At 73.6% G+C, this 18,580-nt stretch carries 15 protein-coding genes; 11 read left to right on the forward strand and 4 right to left on the reverse strand.

What is annotated here, in order from left to right; genetic code table 11:
• Positions 1 to 12: 12 nt before the first annotated feature.
• Positions 13 to 822: a DNA-formamidopyrimidine glycosylase family protein gene (locus ACGFIW_RS02620; protein ID WP_393311216.1), complete on the reverse strand. Its 810-nt coding sequence runs from the start codon at positions 820 to 822 to the stop codon at positions 13 to 15.
• A 109-nt stretch (positions 823 to 931) separates the two neighbouring features.
• Between ACGFIW_RS02620 and ACGFIW_RS02625 the strand changes: the two genes are divergently transcribed.
• Positions 932 to 2,191 (forward strand): hypothetical protein, encoded by a 1,260-nt coding sequence (locus ACGFIW_RS02625; RefSeq protein ID WP_393310584.1) that lies wholly within the window; start codon positions 932 to 934, stop codon positions 2,189 to 2,191.
• A gap of 28 nt (positions 2,192 to 2,219) precedes the next feature.
• On the opposite strand, the gene ACGFIW_RS02630 is transcribed toward ACGFIW_RS02625, so the two are convergent.
• Positions 2,220 to 2,462: a CPCC family cysteine-rich protein gene (locus ACGFIW_RS02630; RefSeq protein WP_357073052.1), complete on the reverse strand. Its 243-nt coding sequence runs from the start codon at positions 2,460 to 2,462 to the stop codon at positions 2,220 to 2,222.
• Between the two features lie 25 nt (positions 2,463 to 2,487).
• Complete coding sequence (locus tag ACGFIW_RS02635; RefSeq protein WP_393310585.1) at positions 2,488 to 3,288, reverse strand: S-adenosyl-l-methionine hydroxide adenosyltransferase family protein; 801 nt, start codon at positions 3,286 to 3,288, stop codon at positions 2,488 to 2,490.
• Positions 3,289 to 3,442: 154 nt separating this feature from the next.
• Between ACGFIW_RS02635 and ACGFIW_RS02640 the strand changes: the two genes are divergently transcribed.
• Complete coding sequence (locus ACGFIW_RS02640) at positions 3,443 to 4,039, forward strand: hypothetical protein (protein WP_393310586.1); 597 nt, start codon at positions 3,443 to 3,445, stop codon at positions 4,037 to 4,039.
• A gap of 104 nt (positions 4,040 to 4,143) precedes the next feature.
• Here the strand turns inward: ACGFIW_RS02640 and ACGFIW_RS02645 are convergent, their stop codons facing one another.
• Complete coding sequence (locus tag ACGFIW_RS02645) at positions 4,144 to 8,856, reverse strand: DEAD/DEAH box helicase (protein ID WP_393310587.1); 4,713 nt, start codon at positions 8,854 to 8,856, stop codon at positions 4,144 to 4,146.
• Positions 8,857 to 9,033: 177 nt separating this feature from the next.
• Here ACGFIW_RS02645 and ACGFIW_RS02650 point away from each other — a divergent pair, with 177 nt between their 5' ends.
• From ACGFIW_RS02650 to ACGFIW_RS02690, 9 genes are all read left to right on the forward strand, one after another.
• On the forward strand, positions 9,034 to 9,420 hold the full coding sequence (locus ACGFIW_RS02650; protein WP_393310588.1) for a hypothetical protein: 387 nt from the start codon (positions 9,034 to 9,036) through the stop codon (positions 9,418 to 9,420).
• 290 nt (positions 9,421 to 9,710) lie between these two features.
• Positions 9,711 to 12,545 (forward strand): Na+/H+ antiporter subunit A, encoded by a 2,835-nt coding sequence (locus tag ACGFIW_RS02655; RefSeq protein ID WP_393310589.1) that lies wholly within the window; start codon positions 9,711 to 9,713, stop codon positions 12,543 to 12,545.
• A 115-nt stretch (positions 12,546 to 12,660) separates the two neighbouring features.
• The gene (locus ACGFIW_RS02660; protein ID WP_393311218.1) at positions 12,661 to 13,140 is read left to right on the forward strand and encodes a Na(+)/H(+) antiporter subunit C; all 480 of its coding nucleotides are present in this window, start codon (positions 12,661 to 12,663) and stop codon (positions 13,138 to 13,140) included.
• Positions 13,140 to 14,645 (forward strand): Na+/H+ antiporter subunit D, encoded by a 1,506-nt coding sequence (locus ACGFIW_RS02665; RefSeq protein ID WP_393310590.1) that lies wholly within the window; start codon positions 13,140 to 13,142, stop codon positions 14,643 to 14,645. The genes ACGFIW_RS02660 and ACGFIW_RS02665 overlap by 1 nt, the downstream gene beginning before the upstream one ends.
• On the forward strand, positions 14,642 to 15,253 hold the full coding sequence (locus ACGFIW_RS02670) for a Na+/H+ antiporter subunit E (RefSeq protein WP_393310591.1): 612 nt from the start codon (positions 14,642 to 14,644) through the stop codon (positions 15,251 to 15,253). The genes ACGFIW_RS02665 and ACGFIW_RS02670 overlap by 4 nt, the downstream gene beginning before the upstream one ends.
• The gene (locus ACGFIW_RS02675) at positions 15,250 to 15,513 is read left to right on the forward strand and encodes a monovalent cation/H+ antiporter complex subunit F (RefSeq protein ID WP_393310592.1); all 264 of its coding nucleotides are present in this window, start codon (positions 15,250 to 15,252) and stop codon (positions 15,511 to 15,513) included. The genes ACGFIW_RS02670 and ACGFIW_RS02675 overlap by 4 nt, the downstream gene beginning before the upstream one ends.
• A complete protein-coding gene (gene mnhG / locus ACGFIW_RS02680; RefSeq protein WP_393311220.1) occupies positions 15,513 to 15,842 on the forward strand; it encodes a monovalent cation/H(+) antiporter subunit G in 330 nt (109 codons plus the stop codon). The genes ACGFIW_RS02675 and mnhG overlap by 1 nt, the downstream gene beginning before the upstream one ends.
• Positions 15,843 to 16,030: 188 nt before the next feature.
• Positions 16,031 to 17,386, forward strand: a complete 1,356-nt coding sequence (locus ACGFIW_RS02685; protein ID WP_393310593.1) for a hemolysin family protein — start codon at positions 16,031 to 16,033, stop codon at positions 17,384 to 17,386.
• Positions 17,383 to 18,447 carry a hemolysin family protein gene (locus tag ACGFIW_RS02690; RefSeq protein WP_393310594.1) on the forward strand — a complete coding sequence of 355 codons (1,065 nt, stop codon included), beginning with the start codon at positions 17,383 to 17,385 and terminating at the stop codon, positions 18,445 to 18,447. The genes ACGFIW_RS02685 and ACGFIW_RS02690 overlap by 4 nt, the downstream gene beginning before the upstream one ends.
• Positions 18,448 to 18,580 lie beyond the last annotated feature (133 nt).

An 18,580-nucleotide genomic window follows, 5' to 3' on the forward strand; every position in this document is an offset into this window, starting at 1 on the left:
TGGGTGCCCTGGTCAGCCGGATTCGGCCGGATCCGGATGCTCGGGCTGACAGACCGGACACCAGTAGGTGACCCGTTCACCCAACTCCTCCTTGCGGATCGCCGTGCCGCAGCGGCGGCAGGGCTGGGCGCGACGCCCGTACACGTAGCTGGTCTGGCCCCGGTGCAGCGAACCGGTGCTGCTCTGCGTCCACCGGCCCCGGTTGGCGGCGAGCAGCCGCTGCGCCAGGCTCACCAGGCCGGGCAGGTCGGGCACCTCGCCGACCGGCGTCCACGGCGACACACCGCGCAGGAACAACACCTCGCACTTGTAGAGGTTGCCCACCCCGGCCAGGTTGCGTTGGTCGAGCAACGCCTCGCCGACGGTCTGCTCCGGGTGGTCGGCGAGCCGGCGGACCGCCTCGGCCGGGTCCCAGTCCGGCCCGAGCAGGTCGGGGCCGAGGTGCCCGACCAACTGGTCCTCCTCGGCGGTCGGCACCAGGGTCATCTCGTGCAGGTGGTAGCCCACCGCCACCGCGCCGGGGCTGCGCAGCACCACCCGGATCAGGTGCGCGGGCCGGCCGGTCCAGCGTTCCCCCGGGGCGTACGCCCGCCAGGCGCCGTCCATCCGCAGGTGCGAGTGCAGGGTCCAGTGCGCGTCGTCCGGGGTGGCCAGACGCAGCAGCAGGTGCTTGCCCCGGCTGGCCGACTCGCGGACGGCCCAGCCGCTGAGATCCGTGGTCGCCAACCGCGGCACCCGGAAGTCACTGCTGGTGATCCGCGCGCCGGCGAGCGCGCGGTGCAGCACACGCGCGGTGTTCCAGACGGTGTCGCCTTCGGGCACCCGGCCATTCTCCCTCATTCGAGCAGGATTCGCATGTGTCACTATTTGTACACAGGTTCCTCCTGATCTCCGGACATGCGAGGCTCAGGGAGTTCTGAGGAGAATGCCTATGTCACGGCTGCATTGTCGTACTCGATCCCTCTCCCTCGTCGCCTCCCTCACCCTCGCCCTCATCGCCACACTCCTACCCACCAACCCCGTCCCGGCCGCATCCGCCGCCGGAAGCCCGCCCACCCTCACCGCCGCAGCGGGCGGCGAGCGGTGGAACGCCGACCTGTCCGTCGTCGACCGCGACGACGTCAACGTCCGGCGTACCGCCGCCGGGCTGCGGCTGCGCGAGGCCCGGTCCGCCGGACGCAGCCCGCGCAGCCCGCACAGCGCGGTCGCGGAGGGGATGCTGCTGAGCGCTCCGCGGACCCTCAGCCGGCCGGCCAACCGGGTCCGCGCCCAGGTCACTGCCGACGTGCCGACGGGCGCCACAGTCGAGGCCCAGGTCCGTGGTTGGCGGTCCAGCGGCTGGACCGAGTGGCGATCCGCCACGGCCGGCGCGGCCTTCGACAGTCCGGTGAGCCGGGTGCAGAGTCGCGTGGTGCTCACCGCGCCCACCGGCGGTGCCACCGCGACGGTACGCACCGTGCGGCTCACCGCCGACACGGCCGCCGCCGTCGCCGAGGCCACGCCGGGCCTCACCTACCGGGTGTACGCCACCCGCATCGGCCTGGTCGGCCAGCAGACGGCCAACGGCCGCACCGTGCAGCCCCGGGACCACTTCGTGGCGCTACCGTCGCGGCGCAGCCTGTCCCCGCTCAACTCGGGCGACTACTCCGTGCGGGTCTGCACCACCAGTGGCTCCCGCTGCGAGTACGCCCCGGTCTGGGACGTCGGCCCGTGGAACACCCGCGACGACTACTGGAACCCGGCGGCGGTACGCGAGAACTGGAAGATCCTGGGGCAGGGCCGACCCGAGGCGCAGGCCGCCTACCAGTCCGGCTTCAACGGCGGGCGGGACCAGTTCGGGAGGACGGTGCTCAACCCGGCCGCCATCGACCTGGCCGACGGCACCTTCTGGGACGGTCTCCAGTTGACCACCAACGCGTGGGTGGACGTCGCCTACCTGTGGACCGGTGGCGGGCTGCGCGGCGTGGTCGGTGACGGGCCGCTCACCATCCGCACCGGGGCCAGCACGTCGTACCCGAGCCGTGGCCTCGCCGCCCGGTTCGCCAACGTGCCGATCCAGTGTTACGTCACCGGCCAGTCCGTGGCCGGGCCCTACGGCACCACCACTCGCTGGGACCGGCTGGCCACCGGCCAGTACGTCAGCCACGCGTACATCTCGACGGTGTACGGCGGTGTCGTGCCGGTCTGCTGACCCGTGCTCGCCCCGTCGGGTGCCCTCCTCAGGGGCGCTCGTCGGGGCGGGCCGGGCGCACCATGTCCTGGTAGCGCGGGTGGCTGGCACCGTAGACGGCGTAGTTGAGTCGGGCGTGCGAGAGGCTCAGATCGCCGTTGGGCCCACCGCGGACCGTGTCGGCGTCGGCGTCGGTCTGGCCGTCGTCGGTCCAGAAACAGACCGGGCAGGTCCCCCCACCGGTCCGGGACGCACAGCAGGGACAACCCACGGGAACCACTTGTTCACCCACCGGGGCAGCATTCCACAGTCGAATATCAGCGGGAAACCCGTAGGACGTCACCCGGGGCCACCCGGAGGAGGTCCACCGCCCGCCCGCCATTCACGGCGATCGCCACCAGGCCGGCCGAGTCGACATACACCACCAGGCCATCGGCCGGGGCGTCGCCGAAGGTCCGGCCCCGGACGGCCGGCCAGGTCGGCTCCGGACCGGGCGGCACCACCCGCAGCGCCGCCGGCAGCGGGTCGAGCAGGTGCGCCGGCGCGGCCAACTGGACGTTGCCGAAATGGTCCACCGTCGACACCTCGGCGGTGAAGCCGTCGTCGTCCGAGGTCAGCGTCGGTGCCGGCAGCCGGACCAGGCCGTCCGGGTCGACCGGTGGCCCCGCCTCGGCCAGGGGCGCGCCGAGCGCCAGCCGGGCCGCCACCGGCGCGAAGACGTCCCGCCCATGGAACGTGGCGGACACCCGATCGGCCAGCCAGCGCGGCTCGGTCAGCAGCACCGCGGCGGTCACCCCGCCCAGAGCGGCGGCGGCGTCCGGCAACAGCCCGTTGTCCGGGCCGACCAGCAGCCCACCCGGGGTGGCCAGCGCGACTCCCCGCCGGGCGGTGCCCACCCCCGGGTCGACAACCGCCACGTGCACACCCACGGGCAGGTACGGCACCGTCTGCGCCAGCACGGCAGCGCCCCGCCGTACGTCCGCCGGTGGCACCAGGTGGGTCACGTCGATGACCCGGACGGCCGGCGCGAGGCGGGCGATCACCCCGTGGCAGGCGGCCACGAAGCCGTCGGTGAGGCCATAGTCGGTGGTCAACGAGATCCAGGGCGTGCCGGGCATGCCCGCAGGTTAACCCTCGACGTCGGTGCGCCGTTCCAGGACCAGTTCGTCGTGCAGCGGGATGCCGTCCCGCACCGGTGGATGGCGGATATGGGACAGCGCGCTGACCGACCGGCCACTCCCGCCGCCCGGCGGTGCCGGGCAGACTGCCCTGGTGACCTTTCGGAGCCTGCCCGCTGTCGCGGTCCTGCTGGCCGCCGTGGCCCTCACCGCCGGCTGCGGCGGTGACGACGCCGACCCGTCGGGTGCGGCCCCCACCGCCTCGTCCGCGTCGCCCGCTCCGGCCCCGACGGCCGCCGACGCGCCGAGCGCGCCGACGCCCTCGGTGGCCCCGCCCAGCAACGGCGGTGCGACATCCCCGCCGGCCCCACCCTCCGTCGCCCCGCAGGGGCCCACGCAGCGCCGGCCGGCCAGTGCGCCGCCGGTGGTGCTGCCCGAACGTCCGGCCGGGGCGCCCGGGGCGAAGCAGGTAGTCGAAGCGTTCCGGGCCGCCGGCCTGAAGGTGGCGCACCCGAAGGACCGCTCGGTCGACTGCGGGCCGGACGGGCTCGGCCTGGGTTGCTCCGAGCTGATCGCCACCGACACCGTCACGGTGTACGTCTTCCCGGACGAGACAAGCGCGGGCGACATCGCGGAGACCTGGGGTGGCCAGTCGTACCGGCGTGGCGCGGTGGTGCTCAACTACCTGGAGGCGAAGACCCCGGCGGCCGAGCGCCCGCGCTACGAGAAGGTCCTCGACGGCCTCCACTGAGCACCGAGCCGTCGCTCGGGATGCTCGCGGACCGGTGTCGGCGGCGGCGCGACGAAGCGCCGGGCGTGGAGCCGGGCGACGACGGTGCGCCGGCGCAGGGCGGGTCAGCCGCGCAGGCGCAGGCCGCGGGGGGTGGCCCGGAAACCGGCGGCGGTCAGCGCGTCGCGCAGCGGCGACGAGTGCACCGCCTCCCCGTCGGCCCGTTCCACCGACAACGCACCCAACGCGCCGGAGTGCACGGCGTCGGCGAGGGCCTTGCCGGCCACCGCGAGCGTGTCGGTGTCGTCGCTGAAGGACAGCAGCGTCCGACCGCCGCGTTCCACGTACAGCACCAGGTCACCGCCGACCTGCACCACCAGCGCGCCGGCCTTGCGGCCGGCCCGGTGCCCGGTCGCCGGGGCGACCCCGTCGCCGGAGTCGACGGCCCGTTCCGGCCAGGGCAGCGCCGCGCCGTACGGGTTGGCCGGATCGGTGGCGGCGAGGACGGTGGCCGGCGCGCCCCGATCCCGGGTGCCGTCCATCGGCTCGGCCAGCGCGCGCAGCCGGTCCACCGCACCGGGCACCGCGAACTGCGCCGCACCCAACCCCTCGACGAAGTAGCCCCGGCGGGCGGCACCGCGTTCCTCCAGCGCCGACAGCACCGGGTAGACCGCCGAGAAACCGCCGACCACCTGCTCGGCCATCACCGCGCCTCGGGTGACCACCCCGTGCCGCTCCAGCAGCACGTCGGCGAGCGCGGCGGCGCGGCGGGTCGGGTCGACGTCCCGCTCCGGCAGGCGCGACCAGCGACCGGCGACGGTCGGCGGGCCGCCCCGGGTGGGCAGCGCCACCCGACCGGGGCGCCGGTATCGGGTGCGCGGCGCGGACGGCCGCGAGCGGTGTGCGCCGCCGGCACCGAGCACCGCGCGCAACGGGGCGAGGGTGTCGTTGGTGAGGTGCCCCGCCCAGACCAGGTCCCAGATCACCCCGGTCAGGGCGGCGTCGTCGGTCGCGCCGACGCGGTCGGCCAGCGGCCGGAAGAACAGCGCCTGCCCGTCACCGAGTGCGTCGAGCACCGCGTCGTGCAGCGGGGTGCGGGTCAACGCCTCGTCCGGTGGCGGGAGCAGCAGCGGCGCGGCGTCCGCGTACGCCAGGGTGACCCAGCCGTCGCCGCCGGAGATCGCCCCCGACCCGGCCCAGAGCACCTCCCCGCTGGCGCACAGCTCGTCGAGCTGGGCGGGGGAGTAGTCGGCGACCCGGCCGGGCAGCACCAGCCGCTCCAGGGCGGACGCCGGCACCGCCGCGCCCTGCAACTGCTCCACGGTCGCGGCGAGCGCCTCCACCCCTCGGGCGGACGAACCGACCTGCTGCCAGCGGGGCAGAAACGTGGCGAGCGCGCGGGGTGGCACCGGCTCGATCTCCCGGCGCAGCGCCGCCAGCGAGCGGCGGCGCAGCATCCGCAGCACCTCGGCGTCGCACCACTGGGCGCCGGCCGAATCCGGCGTGAACTCACCGGAGACCACCCGCCCGGTGGCACCGAGCCGGCGCAGCGCCTGCTCGACCACGAACACGCCCAGCCCGAAGCGGGCCGCGCAACTGGCCGCCGCGAACGGCCCGTGCGTGCGGGCGTAGCGGGCCACCAGGTCGCCGAGCGGATCGGCCACCGGGGCGAGGTACGCCTCGGCCACCCCCACCGGCAGTGCCACGCCGAGGGCGTCGCGCAGCCGGGCGGCGTCCTCGACGCCCACCCAGCGTTGCTCGCCGGCGATCCGGACGCGCAGCACCCGGCGGGTGGCCTCCAACTCGGTCAGCCAGCCCTCCGGCACACCCCGCTCGGTCAACTCGGCGTCGCTCAGGTCACCGAGCACCCGCAGCAGCTCGACGACGTCCTCCGCATCGCGCGGGCGGCGCTGCTCGGTCAGCCACCGCAGCTGCCGATCGGTCTCGGCGAGCACGGCCGGGTCGAGCAACTCGCGCAGGTCGACCCGGCCGAGCAGCTCGCCGAGCAGCGTGGAATCCAGGGCGAGCGCGGCGGCGCGCCGCTCGGCGAGCGGGGCGTCGCCCTCGTAGAGGAACGCGCCGACGTAGCCGAAGAGCAGCGACCGCGCGAACGGCGACGGCGCGTTGGTCTCCACCTCGACCAGCCGCACCTTGCGGCTGGCCAGGTCACGCATCAAGCCGGCCAGCGCCGGCTGGTCGAAGACGTCCTGAAGGCACTCCCGGGCGGCCTCCAGGGTGACCGGGAAGTCCGCGTACTCGCGGGCGACGTCGAGTAGTTGCGCGGCGCGCTGCCGTTGCTGCCACAGCGGCTGGCGACGGCGCGGGTCGCGGCGGGGCAGCAGCAGCGACCGGGCGGCGCACTCGCGGAAGCGGGCGGCGAACAGCGCGGACGTGCCGACCGACTCCTCGACGAGCTGGGTGATCTCGTCGGGCTCGAAGACCACCACTTCGGCGCCGGGCGGCTCGTCGGCGGTGTCCGGCAGGCGCACCACGATGCCGTCGTCGGAGGGCATCACCTGGGCGTCCACCCCGTAGCGTTCGGCCAGCCGGCGGCCCACGGCCAGGGCCCACGGCCCGTTGACCCGGGCACCGAGGACGCTGTGCACGGCGAGTCGCCAGTCGCCAAGCTCGTCGCGGAACCGCTCGACCACGATGGTGCGGTCGTCCGGCAGCGACCGGGTGGCCTCGCGCTGCTCGCGCAGGTAGGCCATCAGGTTGCCGGCGGCCCAGGCGTCCAGCCCACCGTCGCGCAGCGCGGCAAGGGCCGCCTCGTCGGTCTGGCGCAGCAGGGTGCGCACCCGCGCGCCGATGGCCCGGCCCAGCTCCACCGGGCGGCCGAGCTGGTCGCCCTTCCAGAACGGCATCCGGGCGGCCTGCCCCGGGGCGGGCGAAACCAGCACCCGGTCGGGGGTGATCTCCTCGATCCGCCAGGAGGACGAACCGAGCAGGAACACGTCACCGACCCGGGACTCGTAGACCATCTCCTCGTCCAGCTCACCGACCCGGGCGGCGCGCTCGGCACCGGCCAGGAAGACCCCGAACAACCCCCGGTCCGGGATGGTGCCACCGCTCGTCACCGCCAGCCGCTGCGCGCCGGGACGGCCGGTGAGCAGGTCGGTGGCCCGGTCCCAGACCAGTCGGGGACGCAGCTCGGCGAAGGCGGTGGACGGGTAACGGCCGGAGAGCATGTCCAGCACGGCGTGCAACGCCGAGTCGGGCAGCTCGGCGAACGGCGCGGCCCGCCGGACCAGCACGGCCAGGTCGCCGAGCGGCCACGGCTCCAGCGCCACCATCGCGACGATCTGCTGGGCCAGCACGTCCAGTGGGTTGCGCGGGTAGTGCAACTCCTCGATCGCGCCGTCGGTCATCCGCTCGGCGACCACCGCGCAGGAGAGCAGGTCGCCACGGTGCTTGGGGAAGACCACCCCACGGGAGACCGCACCCACCTGGTGCCCGGCCCGGCCGACCCGTTGCAGCCCGGCGGCCACGCTCGGCGGCGCCTCGATCTGCACCACCAGGTCGACCGCGCCCATGTCGATGCCCAGCTCCAGGCTGGAGGTGGCCACCACGGCCGGGAGCTGGCCGGACTTGAGCGCCTCCTCGATGTGCTTGCGCTCCTCCCGGGAGACGCTGCCGTGGTGGGCACGGGCGATCACCGGCGCGGCGCCGGTGGCCGCGCCGGACTGGGCCATCACCTCGGCCGGCGGCCGGTTGCGCAGCGGCCCGGCGGGACCACCCCACCGCTGCGCGCCGGGCACCGGGCCGCCGTCGGCCGCCGGGTCGTCGCCCGCCGACACCCCCTCGGGTACGCCGATCACGCCCTCGTCCGACGAGGACGCCCCTGCTCCGGCGGCCGCCGTTGGGGAGGCCGTCGCGTCGGTGGCCACCGCCTCGGCGGCCAGCTCGTTGAGCCGGGCGCAGAGGCGCTCGGCGCTGCGGCGGGAGTTGGTGAAGACGATCGTCGAGCGGTGCTGCCCGATGAGGGTGAAGACCCGCTCCTCCACGGCCGGCCAGATCGACGCGCGGCGTGGACCGGGGCCGCCCAGGTCGTCCTCCGGTGGCTGCTCCTGCGCGTCCAGGCGGGTCATGTCCTCCACCGGGACCTGCACGCTGACCTCGATGGTCTTCGGAGTGGCCGGCTGCACCACGTCGACCGGGCGGGCACCGCCCAGGAACTGCGCGCAGGCGTCGATCGGCCGGACGGTGGCGGAGAGGCCGATGCGCTGGGCCGGCGCGGGCAGCAGCTCGTCGAGGCGTTCGAGGGAGAGGGCGAGGTGGGCGCCGCGTTTGCTGCCGGCCACCGCGTGCACCTCGTCGACGATCACCGTCTGGATGCCGCGCAGCGAGTCGCGGGCGGCGGACGTGAGCAGCAGGAACAGTGACTCGGGCGTGGTGATGAGGATGTCCGGTGGGGTGCGGGCGAAGGCGCGCCGCTCGTCGGCCGGCGTGTCGCCGGTGCGCATGCCGACGGTGATGTCGGGGGGTGCGACACCCAGCCGGGTGGCCGCCTGCCGGATGCCGGCGAGCGGGGCGCGCAGGTTGCGCTCCACGTCGACGGCGAGGGCCTTGAGCGGGCTGACGTAGAGCACGCGGCACCGCTGGCGTGCCTCGGCCGGCGCGGGCTCACGGGCCAGCCGGTCCAGTGACCAGAGGAAGGCCGCGAGCGTCTTGCCGGAACCGGTGGGTGCGACCACCAGAGCGCTGCGGCCGGCGGCGACCGACCGCCAGGCGCCGGTCTGCGCGGCCGTGGGTGCGGCGAAGGCGGCCTCGAACCAGGCGCGGGTGGCCGGGCCGAAGCCGGCGAGCACCGCGCCGGTGTCTGCGTCTGCCCCGGTCACCGGTCCATCCTGCCCCGCCCGTACGACAACGACGACCGGCCGACAGTGGAATGTGCCGGACAAGAGTAAAAAGCATGGAAAGTGCGCTTGGTACGTTAAGTCTCACTTAACTGCTTGCTTCTGAGGAGCAACATAAAGTAACTTCACTGCCAACGCGAACCGGGGTGAGGGGATTTGATGGCCGGCGAGCAGCACACCATCGAACCCGGCACCGACGTGCTGATTCGCAAGGTCGACAGTCACCTTGCCGCGCTACGTGCCGGCCTGCACGGCCCCGAGCTCGAGCTCGCCGAGCGCCTCGCCCACTGCCTGCGGGAGCTGGTCCTGTGCACCGCCCAGGCCAGCGCCGCCGATCGTGGCCAGGTGCGCGTCGCCGTCCACTATTTCGTGCTGCGCCGGGAGAGCCGGGGCCGGTTGCTCTCGGTGCGGTCGCTGGCCGTCGCGGAGCGGGTGGTCGACCGGGTCGCGCGTCAACTCGGCCGTGTCGACCTGCTCGCCGAGCTGTGCCACGACCGCCCCACCCCCGACAGCCCCCACCCCCGCAACAACGCTCTACACCGCTGACCGACCCCCGCCCCCGCGGATCGAGAGGTGTGCGTCAGAAGCGCCGCGGGGACGCAAGGCTCTTGATCAAGGGTGTTGCCGGCCGGGTTGGCCGTGTCTGCGGTTCGGTCTCTGTGGGTGAATTCCGGCAAAACCGCGCGGTGAGCGACAAACTGGCGTCTGATCGCTGCTAGGGCCTGTTTCCTGAGGACTGGCCGGTCCGCGGCGGGTCCGGCTCGACCGCCCCCCATCACACAGGCCCTGGGCGCCACCGCTGCACGGGCGCTGGGCCACCTCGATCGGGAGCGTAGGTGCTGGTACTGCTCGTCCTTCACCTCGTGGGGGCCCTCGTCGCACCCCTGCTCGTCCGGTGGTGGGACCGACGCGCGTGTTACCCGCTGGCGCTGGTGCCGGCCGCCGCGTTCTGCTGGGCGCTGGCCCACACCCCGGCCGTGGCCGACGGCGGGGCGGTGGTCGAGACGTACCCGTGGATCCGGCAGTTGGGTCTCGACCTCGCTTTTCGGCTCACCACGCTGTCCTGGCTGATGACGCTGCTGATCGGGGGTGTCGGCGCGCTGGTGCTGGTCTACAGCGCCCGCTACTTCGGCACCGGGTCGAGCGGGCTGGCACGGTACGTCGGGATCCTGGTCGCCTTCGCCGGCGCGATGCTCGTTCTCGTCTTCGCCGACGATCTGCTGCTGCTCTACGTCGGCTGGGAACTGACCACGATCTTCTCGTACCTGCTGATCGGGCACAGCACCGAGCGGCGTGCCAGTCGGTGGGCGGCGGCGCAGGCGCTGACCGTCACGACGCTGGGCGGGCTGGCCATGCTCGTCGGGTTCATCATGCTGGGCGAGCACGCCGGCACCTACCGCTGGTCGGAGATCGCCGCCCAGCCACCGGCCGGCGGCGCGTACCTCGTGGTCGCGGTGCTGTTGATCCTGGCCGGCGCGCTGTCCAAGTCGGCGGTGCTGCCGTTCAGCTCCTGGCTGCCGGTCGCGATGGCGGCACCGACGCCGGTCAGCGCGTACCTGCACGCCGCCGCCATGGTCAAGGCCGGCGTGTACCTGGTCGGGCTGCTCGCGCCGGTGCTCGCCACGGTCGGGCCGTGGCGGCCGGTGGTGCAGATCGCCGGCGTGGCCACCATGCTGCTCGGCGGCTGGGCCGCGCTGCGGCAGACCGACCTGAAGCTGTTGCTGGCGTACGGGACGGTCAGTCAGCTCGGCCTGCTGGTCGCGGTGACCGGCTCCGGCACACCGGACGCCGCCCTGGCCGGCACCGCGATGCTGCTGGCGCACGCGCTGTTCAAGGCGGCGTTGTTCCTGGTCGTCGGCATCATCGATCACGGTGCCGGCACCCGCGACCTGGGCGGGTTGTCCGGGCTGCGGCACTGGTCGACACCGCTGTTCGTGGTCGCGGTGCTGGCCGCGGCGTCGATGGCGGGTGTGCCGCCGCTCGTCGGCTTCGTCGCGAAGGAGGCGGTGTTCGGGGCGTTCACCGACCAGCCGGTGCTCCTCACCGGTCTGGTCGCCGGGACGGTACTCACCGTCGCGTACAGCGCACGTTTCCTCTGGGGAGCGTTCGCCGACCGCCCGGGTGTGGCACCGACCCGGCCGGGCCCGATCGCCGCGTCGCTGCTGGTGCCACCGGCGGTGCTGGCCGGGCTCGGTCTGCTCGCCGGCCCGGCCGCGAGTGTGCTGGACGACCTGCTGCGCCCGTACGCCGATCTGCTCGGTGGGGTCGACGCGCACCTGGCGCTCTGGTCGGGGCCGACCCCGGCGCTCGGCCTGTCCGTGCTGGCGCTCGCCGGCGGCGGCCTGCTCTTCGCCGTGCGCGGGCCGCTCACCCCGGTGCTGGCCCGGCTCCGTGCGCCGGTGGGCGGCAACCAGGGGTACGAGTGGATCGTGGGTCGGTTCGACCGGCTGGCCATCGAGGTCACCGGGGCGACGCAGCGCGGCTCCCTGCCGCAGTATCTGGGCGTCATCCTGGTCGTCCTGGTGCTGGTGCCCGGCGCGGCGATGCTCTCCGCCGGCCCGTGGCGGGCTCGGCTCCCGCTCTGGGACAACCTGCCGCAACCGGTGGTCGTGCTGGTGATCGCGGTGGCGGCGGTGTTGGCGGTCGGCACCCGCCGTCGGCTGACCGCGATGCTGTTGGTGGGGATGACCGGCTACGGCACCGCGATGCTGTTCGTCCTGTACGGGGCGCCCGACCTGGCGCTCACCCAGTTCCTGGTGGAGACCGCGACGATCGCGGTCTTCGTGCTGGTGCTGCGCCGCCTGCCGCAGCGGTTCTCGGCCCGGCCGCTGCGCCGCAGCCGGTGGACGCGCCGGGCGATCGGGGTGGCGGTGGGCGTGGTGGCCGCCGGGCTGGCCCTCACCGCCGCCGGTGCCCGCCGGGCACCGGACGTCGCCGCGGCCTTTCCGGATCTGGCGGTGGCCCACGGGTACGGCCGCAACGTGGTCAACGTGACACTTGTCGACATCCGGGCCTGGGACACGATGGGCGAGTTGGCGGTCCTGGTGGTGGCCGCGACCGGGGTGGCCAGCCTGATCTTCGAGCGGTCGCGCACCGGGCCGCGACCGCGCCGGCCCGAGTCGGATGCGCGGGTGAACCGACCCGGTCGACCGGTGTGGCTGCGGGGCGGTCCCACTCTCCACGAGGAACGCCGGTCGATCGTGTTGGAGGTGGTCATCCGGCTGATCTTCCACACCGTCGTGCTGTTCTCCCTGTTCCTGCTCTTCTCCGGGCACAACGCGCCGGGGGGCGGTTTCGCCGGCGGTCTGGTGGCGGGTCTCGCCCTGGTGGTCCGCTATCTGGCCGGTGGCCGCTACGAGTTGACCGAGGCGGCCCCGATCGGCGCCGGAGTGATCCTGGGCGCCGGGTTGGCCGTGGCGGTGGGCAGCGGTGTGGTGGGGTTGCTGGTCGGCGGATCGGTGCTGGAGAGCGCCAAGGTCGACGGGTCCCTGCCGTTGGTCGGTGACGTCCACCTGGTCACGTCGCTCTTCTTCGACATCGGCGTGTACCTGGTCGTGATCGGGCTGGTGCTGGACATCCTGCGCAGCCTCGGCGCCGAGGTGGACCGGCACATCGAGGCCACCGGGACGGCCACGGGCGGCCTGGCCGTCGACAAGGGTGAGCGGCCGTGAGCGCGAGGAGTGCGCCGGGGTTGCGCGCCCCGCAGTCGCGAACAACAGCCGGCTCCGTGAGCGCGAGGAGTACGCCGGAGTTGCGCGCCCCACGGTCGCGACCAGGGGCGAGACGGTGACGGCGACCGGCGCGGGACCGACGTTGGTGCTGGTGCTGGCCGTCGCGGTGCTCGTCGGGTGCGGGGTGATCCTGCTGCTGGAGCGCAGCCTGACCCGGATCCTGCTCGGGGTGATCCTGCTCGGCAACGGGGTGAACCTGCTGATCCTGCTGGGCGGGCGGCCCGGCGCGGCGCCGATCGTCGGGACCGGCCCGATCGAGCGGATGAGTGATCCGCTGCCGCAGGCGATGGTGTTGACCGCCATCGTGATCACCTTCGGGCTGAGCGCGTTCCTGCTCGCGGTGGCGTACCGCAGTTGGTATCTGACCGGCGACGACGAGGTGCCCGACGACCTGGAGGACCGGCAGATCATCCGCCGTGCCGTGCGCAACGAGGTGGGCACCGCCGACCTCGGCGGGGAGGGGCCGGGCGACGACCCGGAGCAGGTCGATCCCGAGCCTGCCCGCCGTCGACTCCGCCGCGGGGAGGAGGCGTGATGAGCACGCTGGTGCCGCTGCCGGTGGTGGTGCCGCTGCTCGGTGCGGCGCTGACCCTGCTGCTGGCCGCGCGGCCCCGGCTCCAGCGGGTGGTCAGCGTGCTCTGCCTGAGCGGCACCCTCACCGTGGCGGTGCTGCTGTTGGTGCAGGCGTACCGGCACGGGCCGGTGGTGGTGGCGGTCGGTGCGTGGCCGGCGCCGTTCGGCATCGTGCTCGTCGCCGACCAACTCGCCGCGCTGATGCTCGTGGTCTCGTCGGCGGTAACCCTCTGCGTGCTGCTGTACTCGATCGGCCAGGGGCGCAGCGAGACCGGTGAGAGCTCACCGGTGGTCATCTTCCACCCGACGTACCTGGTGCTGACCGCCGGCGTCACCAACGCGTTCCTGGCGGGTGACCTGTTCAACCTCTTCGTCGGCTTCGAGATCCTGTTGGCCGCCAGTTTCGTGCTGATCACCCTGGGTGGTTCCGAGGCCCGGATCCGGACCGGGTCGACGTACGTGGTGGTCAGCATCCTCTCCTCGATGATCTTCCTGACGGCGGTGGGCCTGGTGTACGCGGCCACCGGCACGCTCAACCTGGCCCAACTCGCCCGGCGCCTCGACGACCTGCCCGACGGCGTACGACTGGCCCTGGAGCTGATGTTGCTCCTGGGCTTCGCGATCAAGGCGGCGGTCTTCCCGCTGTCGGCCTGGCTGCCGGACAGCTACCCCACCGCACCGGCCCCGGTCACCGCCGTCTTCGCCGGTCTGCTGACCAAGGTGGGCGTCTACGCGATCATCCGCACCGAGACGTTGCTGTTTCCCGGTGGGCACGCCGACGTGCTGCTCATGGTCGTCGCCGGGCTGACCATGGTGATCGGCATCCTCGGGGCGGTGGCACAGTCCGATCTGAAGCGGCTCTTCTCGTTCACCCTGGTCAGCCACATCGGCTACATGATCTTCGGGGTGGCGTTGAGCACCGCCGCCGGGCTCTCCGGCGCGATCTTCTACGTGGTGCACCACATCACCATCCAGACCACGTTGTTCCTCGTGGCCGGGCTTGTCGAGGAGCGCGCGGGCAGCACCGACCTGCGCCGCATCGGCGGGCTGGCCCGGGTGGCCCCGCTGCTCGGTGTCCTGTTCTTCGTCCCGGCCATGAACCTCGCCGGGGTGCCGCCGTTCTCCGGTTTCCTCGGCAAACTCGGCCTGCTCCAGGCCGGCGTGGCGGCCGGTGGCCCGCTGCCCTGGGCGCTGGTGGCGGCGGGCACGCTGACCAGCCTGCTCACCCTCTACGTGGCGTCGCGGGTGTGGAACATCGCCTTCTGGCGCGCGCCCCGACTGGCCACCAGCGAGCCGGCCGTCCGGTTGCCGAAGCTGATGGTCGGGGCCACGGTGGCTCTTGTCGCCTTCGGGCTGGCGCTGACCGTGCTGGCCGGTCCGCTCTTCGACGTCACCGCCGATGCGGCTGCCGACCTGCGCCTGCGTACCCCGTACGTCGATGCCGTGCTGCCGGGCGGCGTGCCGTGACCGGCCCCTCCGAGTCGGCCCGCGACGCTCCCGGGCCGCCGGCGTCGGGGCGTGGCCGGCTCGGGCGCTGGCGGGACCAGACGGCGGCGCTCGGCTGGTTGGTGGTGGTCTGGAACCTGCTCTGGGGCGACATCAACTGGGCGAACGCGGCAGGTGGTGTGCTGGTGGGTGGCGCGGTGCTGGCCTTCTTCCCGCTGCCGGCGGTCAGCTTCGGCGGTCGGTTGCGGTTGCGTGGGCTGCTGGTGTTCGCGGCGCGGTTCGCCGTGGAGTTGGTCAGCGCGAGCCTGCACGTCGCCCGGATCGCAGTGCAGCCCGGCTACCGGCCACGGGGGGCCATCATCGCGGTCCGGCTGCGGGTGCCCACCGACCTGAACCTGGCGCTCACCGCCGAGGCGGTCTCGCTGGTGCCGGGCACGCTGATCCTGGAGGTGGACCGGGACTCCGGGACGCTCTACCTGCACGTGCTCGACACCCACGGGCCGGTGGACCTCGACGTGGCCCGGGACCGCACCCGCACCGTCGAACGGCGCATCATCCGGGCGGTCGGCTCCGGCGCCGAACTGCGCCGCGTCGAGACCGACGAATCCGAGAGGGGTACCAGCCCGTGACCATGTTCCTGGCCGCCGTCCTTACCACCCTGCTGTCGGTGACCGCGCTCCTCGCGTTGGCCCGCCTCTACCGTGGTCCGTCGCTCGTGGACCGGGTGATCGCCGCGGACATGCTGCTCGCCACCATGGTCGGCGCGGTGGGCGCCGAGGCGGCGGTCAACCGGCATGCCACCACGCTGCCCGTGCTGGTGGTGCTCTCCCTGCTCGGCTTCGTGGGTTCGGTGTCACTCGTCCGCTTCGCCGTTCGGGAGCAGCGGTGATCGCGGCCATCGCGGACTGGCTCGGTGCCGCCTGCCTGGTGGCCGGCGCACTGCTCGGCCTGGCCGCCGGGATCGGCGTGCTGCGGTTCCCGGACGCGTTGTCCCGGATGCACGCGGCCACCAAACCGCAGGTGCTCGGGGTGCTCCTGCTGCTGTTGGGCATCGCGTTGCGCCTGCGGTCTCCGGCGGATCTGGGCATGGTCGCGCTGGTGGCGGTCTTCCAGTTGGCGACCGCGCCGGTCGCGGCGCAGATGATCGGGCGGGCCGCGTACCGGTCGGGACGGCTCGACCGGGGCCTGCTCGATGCCGATGAGCTGGCCGACCGGTGACCTGGCCGGGCCGCCCGGACCCGGTCACCGGCCCGGCCGTGCGGCGCGACCATCTCCCAGCGGGCCTCCAGCCGGGGCGGATAAAATGACGGCATGATCGACTCCTCTGCCCAGGAGGGCAGCAGTAGCCAGCCGGGTCGTGCCCGGCATCTCCCCGTCCCGACGACCCCGGGAGCCCTGAGCGACCCGTGCTGATCGTCGTCGGCCTTCTTCTGATCATCGTGCTCACCGCCGCCACCGGTTACTTCGTGGCCCAGGAGTTCGGCTACGTCGCCGTGGACCGGGGCAAGCTGCGCCAGCTCGCCGACGACGGCGACCAGGCCGCCGCCCGGGCCCTGACCGTCACCAGCCGGCTCTCCTTCGTGCTCTCCGGCGCCCAACTCGGCATCACCGTCACCGCCCTGCTGGTCGGCTACGTCGCCGAGCCGTACCTGGGCGGTGGCCTCGCCGACCTGCTCGGTGTGGCCGGCGTCAGCGAGGCGGTCAGCCTGCCGCTGTCGGTGGCGTTGGCCCTGGTCATCGCCACCGTCGTGCAGATGGTGCTCGGCGAGCTGGCGCCGAAGAACCTGGCCATCGCCCGAGCCGAGCAACTGGCCCGGGCGCTGAGCCGATCCACCCTGCTCTACCTGGCCGTCGCCGGGCCGGTGATCCGGCTCTTCGACCGGGCATCGGTGCGTCTGCTGCGCCGGATCGGCATCGAGCCGATCGAGGAGCTGCCCAGCGGCGCCACCCCTGCGGACCTGGAACAGATCATCGCCGAGTCCCGCGAGGAGGGCACCCTCGACGCCGAGATGTCCACGCTGCTCGACCGAGGTCTGGACTTCCGCGAGCTGACCGCCGGTGAGGCCATGGTGCCCCGGGTCGACGTGCACACCGTACGGGCGCACGAGCCGGTCAGCCGGGTGGTCGAGCTGCTGGACACCGGCCACTCCCGCTTCCCGGTGCGCGGTGCGGAGGGCGTCGACGACCTGCTCGGCGTCGTCGGCATCGCCGACGTGCTCGGCGTACCCCCGGGGGAGCGGGCCACCACCCCGGTGAGCGCGGTGGCCGGGCCGCCGCTGCTCGTACCGGAGACGTTGGCCCTGCCCACGGTGCTGGACCGGCTGCGGTCCGGACACCGGCAGATGGCGTGCGTGGTCGACGAGTACGGCGGCTTCGCCGGGGTGATCACCCTGGAGGACATCGCCGAGGAACTGGTCGGCCCGATCCGGGACGAGGACGACCCGCCGGACCGGGCGCCGGCCCGGCAGGACGACGGATCCTGGGTGGTACCGGCCCGCTGGCGGATCGACGAGGTTGCCGACAGCACCGGCATCGCGTTGCCCGAGGCCCCGGAGTACGACACCCTGTCCGGGTTGGTGATGCGGGAGCTGGGCCGGGTGCCGGAGGTCGGTGACCGGCTGGAGATCAGCCTGCTGCCCGAGGGCGCCGACGGCGAGGACAACGAGACGGAACCCCGGGCCCTGGTCGAGGTGCTGGCCGTGGACCGGCACGTGGCCGACTCGGTGCGGTTGCAGCTGACCAAACCCGAGGTGACCGCATGAGCCCCGGGATCGCGCTGTTCAGCTCGGTGATCCTGCTGGCACTGAACGGGTTCTTCGTGGCCGCCGAGTTCGCCCTGGTGGCCAGCAAGCGGTACCGCCTGGAGCAGGCGGCGGCGAACGGCGGTCGGGCGGCACGCGCCGCACTGGACGGCGTCCGCGAGTTGTCGCTGATGCTGGCCGGCGCGCAGCTCGGCATCACGCTGTGCACGCTGGGTCTCGGCGCGCTGGCCGAGCCGGCGATCGAGCACCTGCTCAGCCCGCTGCTGCACGCGGTGGGTCTCCCGGACGCGGCCAGTCACCTGATCGCCCTGGTCTTCGCCCTCGGGGTGGTCACCTTCCTGCACCTGGTGGTGGGGGAGATGGCGCCGAAGTCGTGGGCGATCACCGACGCGGAGCGTTCGGCGACGTTGCTCGCGCTGCCGTTCCGCGCCTTCGCCCGGGTGTCCAGGCCGGTGCTCTCCGCGCTCAACGCCCTGGCCAACGCGATCCTGCGGCTGGTGGGGGTGAACCAGCAGGATCAGCTCGCCCAGGTGCACGGCCCGGACGAGCTGAAGATGCTGCTGGAGCAGTCCCGCGAGCACGGGCTGCTCGGCGCCGAGCAGCACCAGTTGCTGACCAGCATGCTGGATCTACAGGGCACATCCGTGGCCCAGGTGATGGAACCGTTCGCCACCATGGTCACCGTCCGTCGGGACGACCCGGCCGAACGGATCGAACAGGTCAGTCGGGACAGCGGCCGGTCCCGACTGGCGGTGCTGGACGAGGCGGGCGACGTGTGCGGCCTGGTGCACGTCCGGGAGGCGGTGCGGGCGGTCACCACCGGCCGGATCGCCACCGCCGGGGAGCTGATGACCCCCGCGTTCACGCTGCCCGCGACGTCCTCGGTGACCGAGGCGGTCGGGGCGATGCGGGCCCGACAGTCGCAGCTCGCGCTGGTACGCAACGGCGGTGGCCCGGCCCGGCCGATCGGTTTCGTGGCCCTGGAGGACCTCCTGGAGGAGGTCATCGGGGAGTTCGACGACGAGACCGACACCGTGCCGCGTGGGCGGCGGTTGCGCTGATCTGTCGGACCCGGTGGTGTCTGTCGGACCTGGTCGTGCCGGCGGGGTGGGCCGGGCGGCGGGGTCTTTCGGACCTGGTCGCGCGGATGCCGGGTGGCCGGGTCCGCCCGGCGACGCTGCTCGGGGCGGGGGG

It is taken from the genome of Micromonospora sp. NPDC048935 (assembly GCF_043197875.1).
Classification (GTDB): domain Bacteria; phylum Actinomycetota; class Actinomycetes; order Mycobacteriales; family Micromonosporaceae; genus Micromonospora.

Excerpts from the sequence above, each read along its gene's own strand:
- ACGFIW_RS02650 (WP_393310588.1), top strand. The coding sequence starts at position 9,034 with ATGGCCGGCGAGCAGCACACCATCGAACCCGGCACCGACGTGCTGATT.
- ACGFIW_RS02625 (WP_393310584.1), top strand. The coding sequence starts at position 932 with ATGTCACGGCTGCATTGTCGTACTCGATCCCTCTCCCTCGTCGCCTCC.
- ACGFIW_RS02665 (WP_393310590.1), top strand. The coding sequence starts at position 13,140 with ATGAGCACGCTGGTGCCGCTGCCGGTGGTGGTGCCGCTGCTCGGTGCG.
- ACGFIW_RS02635 (WP_393310585.1), bottom strand. The coding sequence starts at position 3,288 with ATGCCCGGCACGCCCTGGATCTCGTTGACCACCGACTATGGCCTCACC.
- ACGFIW_RS02690 (WP_393310594.1), top strand. The coding sequence starts at position 17,383 with ATGAGCCCCGGGATCGCGCTGTTCAGCTCGGTGATCCTGCTGGCACTG.